Annotated in this window: 4 protein-coding genes, 5 tRNA genes and 1 pseudogene; 1 reads left to right on the top strand and 9 read right to left on the bottom strand. The window is 43.9% G+C overall.

The window, feature by feature from the left end; translation table 11 throughout:
- Nucleotides 1-399 precede the first annotated feature (399 nt).
- The 3 genes and pseudogenes from H735_RS26505 to H735_RS26495 form a co-directional block, all read right to left on the bottom strand.
- A complete protein-coding gene (locus H735_RS26505; protein ID WP_020197976.1) occupies nucleotides 400-843 on the bottom strand; it encodes a hypothetical protein in 444 nt (147 codons plus the stop codon).
- A gap of 273 nt (nucleotides 844-1,116) precedes the next feature.
- Nucleotides 1,117-2,095 (bottom strand): annotated as a pseudogene (locus H735_RS26500) (outer membrane beta-barrel protein).
- A 148-nt stretch (nucleotides 2,096-2,243) separates the two neighbouring features.
- A complete protein-coding gene (locus H735_RS26495; protein WP_051122854.1) occupies nucleotides 2,244-2,663 on the bottom strand; it encodes a porin in 420 nt (139 codons plus the stop codon).
- Between the two features lie 281 nt (nucleotides 2,664-2,944).
- Here H735_RS26495 and H735_RS26490 point away from each other — a divergent pair, with 281 nt between their 5' ends.
- Entirely contained in the window at nucleotides 2,945-4,381 is a 1,437-nt protein-coding gene (locus tag H735_RS26490) for an NAD-dependent succinate-semialdehyde dehydrogenase (RefSeq protein ID WP_020197973.1), read from the top strand.
- Between the two features lie 158 nt (nucleotides 4,382-4,539).
- On the opposite strand, the gene H735_RS26485 is transcribed toward H735_RS26490, so the two are convergent.
- From H735_RS26485 to H735_RS26460, 6 genes are all read right to left on the bottom strand, one after another.
- Nucleotides 4,540-4,615, bottom strand: a tRNA-Asn gene (locus tag H735_RS26485).
- Nucleotides 4,616-4,630: 15 nt separating this feature from the next.
- Nucleotides 4,631-4,706, bottom strand: a tRNA-Thr gene (locus H735_RS26480).
- A gap of 40 nt (nucleotides 4,707-4,746) precedes the next feature.
- Nucleotides 4,747-4,822 (bottom strand) — tRNA-Asn (locus H735_RS26475).
- Between the two features lie 21 nt (nucleotides 4,823-4,843).
- Nucleotides 4,844-4,919 (bottom strand) — tRNA-Thr (locus H735_RS26470).
- Between the two features lie 51 nt (nucleotides 4,920-4,970).
- Nucleotides 4,971-5,046, bottom strand: a tRNA-Phe gene (locus H735_RS26465).
- Nucleotides 5,047-5,279: 233 nt separating this feature from the next.
- Complete coding sequence (locus tag H735_RS26460; RefSeq protein WP_005449658.1) at nucleotides 5,280-6,905, bottom strand: methyl-accepting chemotaxis protein; 1,626 nt, start codon at nucleotides 6,903-6,905, stop codon at nucleotides 5,280-5,282.
- Nucleotides 6,906-7,011 lie beyond the last annotated feature (106 nt).

Genomic DNA, 7,011 nt, shown 5'->3' with positions numbered 1-7,011 from the left:
CGGAGTTTCTCAGATTAAACGCCGAATGTAGAGCTGCTGTCCGATCCACTGTTGTCAGTGGTAGCTATTGTTGACAAAAGAGGGAGTCCATGTAGTTCTCTAAGCACTAACCCCAAATAACTATTGAGAGACTAAGTAATGCTCACCATCATTTGATGAGCTAGATCCCTGTTCTACTTCATTCGTCACTTCTTAAGAAGATATAGTTGTTTGATGTTCTGCGTAAACGATTAATTGCAAGTAATAATGTTGTGTTTTCGCTACTTGTTGATATGCGTAGCGGTCGGTCTAAATTCAAATGATTCAGTATGTGCTTGTATGCCATGTTCACTTGTTTCTGCGCAATCAAAAATGACTGTTCTTGGTCTATCACTAGTTCATCTTGCTTTGACGCTACCATCAAAAAGGGCGTGTTGTGGTAATTATGTGCTGGCGATAACGACAACACCTGTTGCCATGTTTCTGGATTTGGTGATTAAGTCGCTGGTGGCTCTCTGGGTGCGATCGCATCCAATCGAAACTGACCATTAACGCGAGCGCATAAACATCTACCTTATCTGTCTGCTCTAGTTCCCATACACCATATAATTGCCCCTCTTCATGAAAACCATCAGCAAAATCGTTAATGGATTGCTGTAATGTGTGCCTCAAAGATTCACCATCGTCATTACAATAGGGGTTACAGTTGGGTAGAGCAACCAACTCGATAAGCAATACGGAGAGGCGTTTGTAACGCGGTAGAGCAAGATTCGATGTCTCTTGAATGCCCTTAGTTTTGGTTGAAAATTCAGTTTGACGCGAAGGGGGTGGATTAGTGATGTCGGTGTAATGAAATTGACTCATGACGTTATTTCCTTATGGTGACACAGTCGTGAGTGTTATTGTTTTTTGTTACTACCAAATGTGCAGGGTTTGTAGTCCCCAGCACAAAAAGATGCTATCAACGAAAAAAATGATACTGAATAGGTATTTTAGTTTCATAAAGCCTTACGTCATTCATCATGCTAAGGTGTTAGCATACTTAAAAATATGATTCGATAGATATACCTCATAAGAGGGAGATAGAAACAAAAGTAGCCAACATCATGAGCTGGCTACTTTGAATGAAGTGCCGATTTATTCTGTAGCTTCATCAGTCGTTTGGTACGTGAATACCGGTACGGTAATTTCTACACGAAGGTTTGCTTCGCGACCTTGACGAGAATCATTGCTTGCAACAGGATTAGCTTCCTCCATACTCTTTGCAGTGATTCGTTCATCAGAAATGCCTTGTGCTTTAAATTGGTTTGCTACCGATTGAGCACGCTTCTCCGTTAACTGTTGGTTGTACGCTTCTGAGCCTGTCGAGTCACTGTACCCTGTAATCTCTACATGAGCTTGTGGGTAAGTTTTCATTAGTGTCACGGTTTCATTTAGTGGTGATGCATCTTTCAATGTTGAGCCCTCCAAATCAAACTGAACCGTCTGTGTTTGCATTGGGTGACTATGCTCTACAACTTTTGTGACTGGACGCGCCTCAATTTGTTCTACAGGAGGCGGAACAATAGGAGCTTCTTCTTTAAAGGCATAGTTGACCCCGATACCAAAGTAATCACTATCAAGATTGTCAATCACACCATCAGACATGTCTTGATAGCGTTGATATTCAGCTCGTAGACTCCAGTTATCATCAAGCTTGTATTCCGCACCTAAAGAGCCCGTTGGAACAAAATCGGTGTCGTCGCCTGCCATCATGTAAGCGCCACCTACTTTGGCGAATAAGTTCCAAGTATCTCCCAGTGGTAGATTGAGCTTAGGTGCGAGTGTTAATGCCCACATTTCACCATCAACGGCGTTCATGCTAGGTTTGTTGTAGTTTTGCGGTAAAATTACCCAAGTAATCCACGCCGTATTCTGCCGCAATATATTGGTTAAAGTTGTAGCCAATGTGACCACTAATCGCGAAGCTTTCATCATCACAAGGTTCGTTGAGGTGAAAAGCGTCATTGAAATTGTTGTAACCCATCTTGCCACCGACATATGTTTCAGCTTGAGCAAGGTGTGAGATTGCACCAGTGGCAAGAGCCATTGATACGAGTAAAGTGAGTTTTTTCATGATTATTTCTTTTAGATAACGTGTGATGAACGGAAGTTCACACTTAAATGATATTGCAAGTCATTGACTTGCCTATGCCTAGAGGCGTTTAGAACGCGTATTTCAAGCCCAGACGCATTGAATCTTCAGTCTCTTGAGATGTGATGAATTAATTGTTATCGTCAAGTTGGTTGAACTTGTATGACAAGTAAGCATATACGTGCTTGTTGAAGTCGTACCTACCTGTTAATTCAAAGAAGTCTGATGTATCGTCGTCGATTTGTTGGTTTTGGTAAGCACCAATGACGCGGAAATTATTATCAAATACGTATTGAGCAGCGAATTCGTAGCCGTCAAAATCAACAGTGTCGCCACCTAGAGTGCTGTCGCTCATATCACCCGTAGTGTACGTCAAAGCAGTATAGAAACCGCCATTGGTGTAACTTGTTCCAGCAGTAGTTTGAGTTTGGTCTTGGTCAGCACCCGTGTGACCTAGTCCTAAATCTAGACCAAATGGGAGGCTGTAAATAGCAGACAAGCTCAACCATTTATTCAGATAAGGCTCTATATACGCCCCCAGTTTATCCACGCTTATTGAAAATCTACTCTGTCATTTGGTTGCGTTTGAGATGCTCTCTAATGCTTTGTCTATCAAAGAATGGGGACATTCAATAACACCAAGTTTATGAGCTACCAAATGGTTGCCTCCTTCAATAATGGCTATCTCTGTTGGTGTTCTCTTCTCTGTATCACCGGTTAACCCTACTGGGTCATCACTTCTCATATTTACGCTGAAGAAAACTTTGTTTGCTTTACTCTTATTTGTCAGAAGGATTAACCTAGTAACGGTTCTTATGGGAGTACAACCTAATGATGCAGCAGATAGAAAGTGAAACGCTAAGAGTCTTATTCGAAAGCCTGTCTTCTCAAGATGGGATTGCCGTTATTAACCCTGCGACTGAGCAAGAACTGATTCGCTTAAAGCCTAGCTCTTTGGATGAGTTAGATGCGCAAATAGAAGCGTGTAAATCGGCTCAAGTCGAGTGGGCAAAACTCAATGCTAAAGCACGCTCCGCTTCCCTAAAAAAGTGGTTCCAATTGCTTGTAGAGCATACGGAAGACATCGCGAACATCATTACCTTAGAACAAGGTAAACCTCTTACTGAAAGCCGTGGAGAAGTCGCATACGGCGCATCTTTTGTTGAATGGTTCGCAGAAGAGGCTAAGCGCGCCTATGGTGAGGTTATACCTGCACCAGCGGTAGATAGACGACTCTCTACCATTAAACAGCCTGTCGGCGTGTGTGCTGCGATTACACCATGGAATTTCCCTATTGCAATGATCACTCGAAAAGCGGCTCCTGCTTTGGCTGCGGGATGTGGGATGATCATTAAACCTTCTGAATTAACGCCTTTGACTGCTCTGGCTGTGGTTGAGCTTGCTCACCAGGCTGGCATCCCTAAAGCTCTATTGTCTACCGTTGTTTCTGAGCAAGCGGCAGAGTTTGGTTTGGTATTAAGTACCGATCCGCGAATTAAGAAGATCTCTTTCACGGGTTCGACACGTGTCGGCAAGATCTTGATGAAGCAGGCAAGTGATACGGTTAAAGCCGCTTCTATGGAATTAGGTGGCAATGCGCCTTTTATTGTTTTTGACGATGCAGATTTAGAAGCTGCGGCGAATGGCTTGATTGCCTCTAAGTTTCGTAATGCCGGACAAACCTGTGTGTGTACCAACCGCTTGTATGTGCATCAGAACGTAAAAGAGGCGTTCTTAACTAAGCTTCTAGATAAGGTAACAAGCCTGACGGTCGGTAATGGTCTTGAGAAAAATACAACTCTTGGTCCTGTGATTACAATGGCTTCTAAGCATCGTCTAGAAGCAGTGATCGATCAGGCAGTACAAGAAGGGGCAACGATGCTTAATCTGCCTCAAAAACGCTCTGGGCGCTTTATGGAGCCTGTTATCTTAGATAATGTGGAACAAGGTATGGCGATAGTGCAACAAGAGCTGTTTGGCCCGGTTCTGCCAGTCATTAGTTTTGATGATGATGAGCAAGTGCTCTCGATGGCGAATGACACTGAATATGGTTTAGCTTGTTACTTCTACACCGATAGCTTGAAGCGCATCATCAAATTTAGTGAAGGTTTGGAATATGGCATGGTGGGGGTAAATGAAGGAATTATCTCTACGGAAGTGGCACCGTTTGGTGGGATCAAAGAATCAGGCGTTGGTCGTGAAGGGGCTAAGCAAGGCATGGATGAGTATCTAGAAACAAAGTACATTTGTCTTGGAGGTTTGAGCTAGCCTTCTGCCTAGTTGTTCACTGATACGATACAACAAGAGAAAGCTGGGTATATTACCTGGCTTTTTGTTTATTGAGATAAAGTTGGATGAAGAGAGGGAGCGGTGCGTTTTCTTCAGATGCAAAAAAGCCGCATCAAGTGATGCGGCTTTTTCTAATATGGCTCCTCCTACTGGACTTGAACCAGTGACCTGCGGATTAACAGTCCGTCGCTCTACCAACTGAGCTAAGGAGGAACAAATTTTAATAAGTGGTGCCGACTACCGGAATCGAACTGGTGACCTACTGATTACAAGTCAGTTGCTCTACCTACTGAGCTAAGTCGGCACATTTTCGTTAATAAGTAATCGACTTACTAACCGAAAGATGGCTCCTCCTACTGGACTTGAACCAGTGACCTGCGGATTAACAGTCCGTCGCTCTACCAACTGAGCTAAGGAGGAATTATCTTGTTTAAGAATAAATGGTGCCGACTACCGGAATCGAACTGGTGACCTACTGATTACAAGTCAGTTGCTCTACCTACTGAGCTAAGTCGGCGTACCGTTATTCTTTCTATTGTTCGTGTTAGACACCAACAATTTTAAATTGTGGTGCCCGGAGGCGGAATCGAACCACCGACACGAGGATTTTCAATCCTCTGCTCTACCGACTGAGCTATCCGGGCGACGAGGTGTATTAAAAGGCTTTTCGGCTTTCAGGTCAACAATAAAATTAAAATAAATTATCGTTTGATGGATTTGTGCTCGGAGTGGGCTGTTTTTATGCATTTTGAGCAGCAATGCACCATGCTTTAAGCGCTGTTTTAAGAAAGGTAGGGCGTTCTGTCGCAAAATAAAGGCGATAAAAACAAAAAAGCACGTCTGAAAACGTGCTTTTTATTGAACAATTGACTTTAAACTAGTGCTTTACTGAGAACTTGTTCACCCAACCTTCAAGTTCATCAGCTAAAGATGCCAATGTTTGGGTGCTTGATTGGCTTTCTGTTACCACCGTATTTAGCTGGCTGCCGCTTTCTTCAATTAGGTTGATGCGGTGTGCAATGTCATCACTCACTTGCGTTTGTTCAGCCGCTGCTGTTGCAATTTGTTGGCTCATCGCAGTAATAGACTCTAACGCGGTTACTATCTGTTGAAGTGCCTCTGAGGCGTTCATTGATTCAGTTACTGTGCTTTCGCTGGTCTCGGCACAGATCTCCATTGTATGGATAGCATTGCGCGAACCCTCTTGAAGGTTAGAGATCATCTGTTGAATCTCTTTTGTACTGTCTTGCGTGCGACCTGCTAGGTTGCGTACCTCATCGGCAACAACTGCAAAGCCTCGACCTTGTTCTCCTGCACGGGCTGCTTCAATCGCGGCATTTAGCGCCAGTAGGTTAGTTTGCTCTGCAATATCGCCGATCACGTCGAGAACTTTCACGATACTGTTTACATCTTGATCAAGGTCCGCAACCGCTTTACTTGCCGTATTCAACTGAGTCGCCAACCCTTGGATGTTGTCTACAGTGCTATGGATTAATGATTGCGTGTGCTGACTCTGTTTATCTGCTTCATCGGTGTTTTGTGCTGTATCGCTTGCCGAACTTGCTACATGGTTAGCCGAAGAAGCCATTTCTGTCATTGCTGTTGCGATCATTGCCGTCGATTGTTGCTGAGACATGGTTAGATCAGCGATCGAATTAGAGCGAGACTCTACCGCTGATAGCTCTGAACGCAAGGCGTGCATTGATTCGTCCAGGTTAGTTACCATCTTAGCCAGAGATTGACTCATCTCTTGTACAGCACCATAGATGCTGTCTTTTGGTGCGGTATATTCAAAGCTGGTTTGGATATCTCCTTGAGCAACGGCTTGAACCGCTTCACGTACGTCATTTGGCTCACCGCCGAGTAGATTAAGCATCTTACGGATGGAGATAATCAACCCACCTAGTATCGCCCCCGCAATTGCTAGACACAGTGCTAGTTGCCATTGAGCTGTTGACCAGAAGCGAGCATTGACCTCATTAAACCCGATGCCAGTGCCTACCACCCAGTTCCAATGGGGCGTTTTCTCTGCAATGGAGTGTTTTTCTTCGATCGTGCCGTCAGGGAGTTTTTGTGTCCAAGTGTATTCAACGATTTGACCTGTTTTACGACCTAGGACATCTAAGATTAATTGACCAACACTGTTGCCGTCGCCATCGCGGAAATCATGGAAACTGGTGCCATGCAATTGAGGGTCGAGCGGTGCTGCCACAAAAATCATGTTTTCGTCGGCAACATAAACGTATTCGTTGTCTTTGTAGATATTGTTGCGAAGTAGGCGAGTAGCCAATGCTTTGGCTTCATCTTCAGGCATCTTGCCTTCCACTGCCATTTTCTCAACTTCAGTTAGAATGCTGTATGCACTCTTAAATAGCTCAGTCACTCGAGCTTTGTTATCAAGGTTACTTGCGACGCGTAGTGTCCAAAGACCTGTTGCAGTAAGAGCAAGTAACGCAATCAAGATGATTGCAGATAATAAATAGGCTTGAGTTTTTAATTTCATAGTTAGCTCACGAGACGTATTTAATACTATGCAATGCATAGCTTATTAGGGGGCGTAATAATAAATTCATCATATTGAAGATGTATACACGCGCCTATGCATCAAT

Origin of the sequence: Vibrio owensii CAIM 1854 = LMG 25443 (assembly GCF_000817815.1) — a bacterium.
GTDB lineage: Bacteria > Pseudomonadota > Gammaproteobacteria > Enterobacterales > Vibrionaceae > Vibrio > Vibrio owensii.
This window is presented reverse-complemented; position numbering and strand designations above follow the sequence as displayed.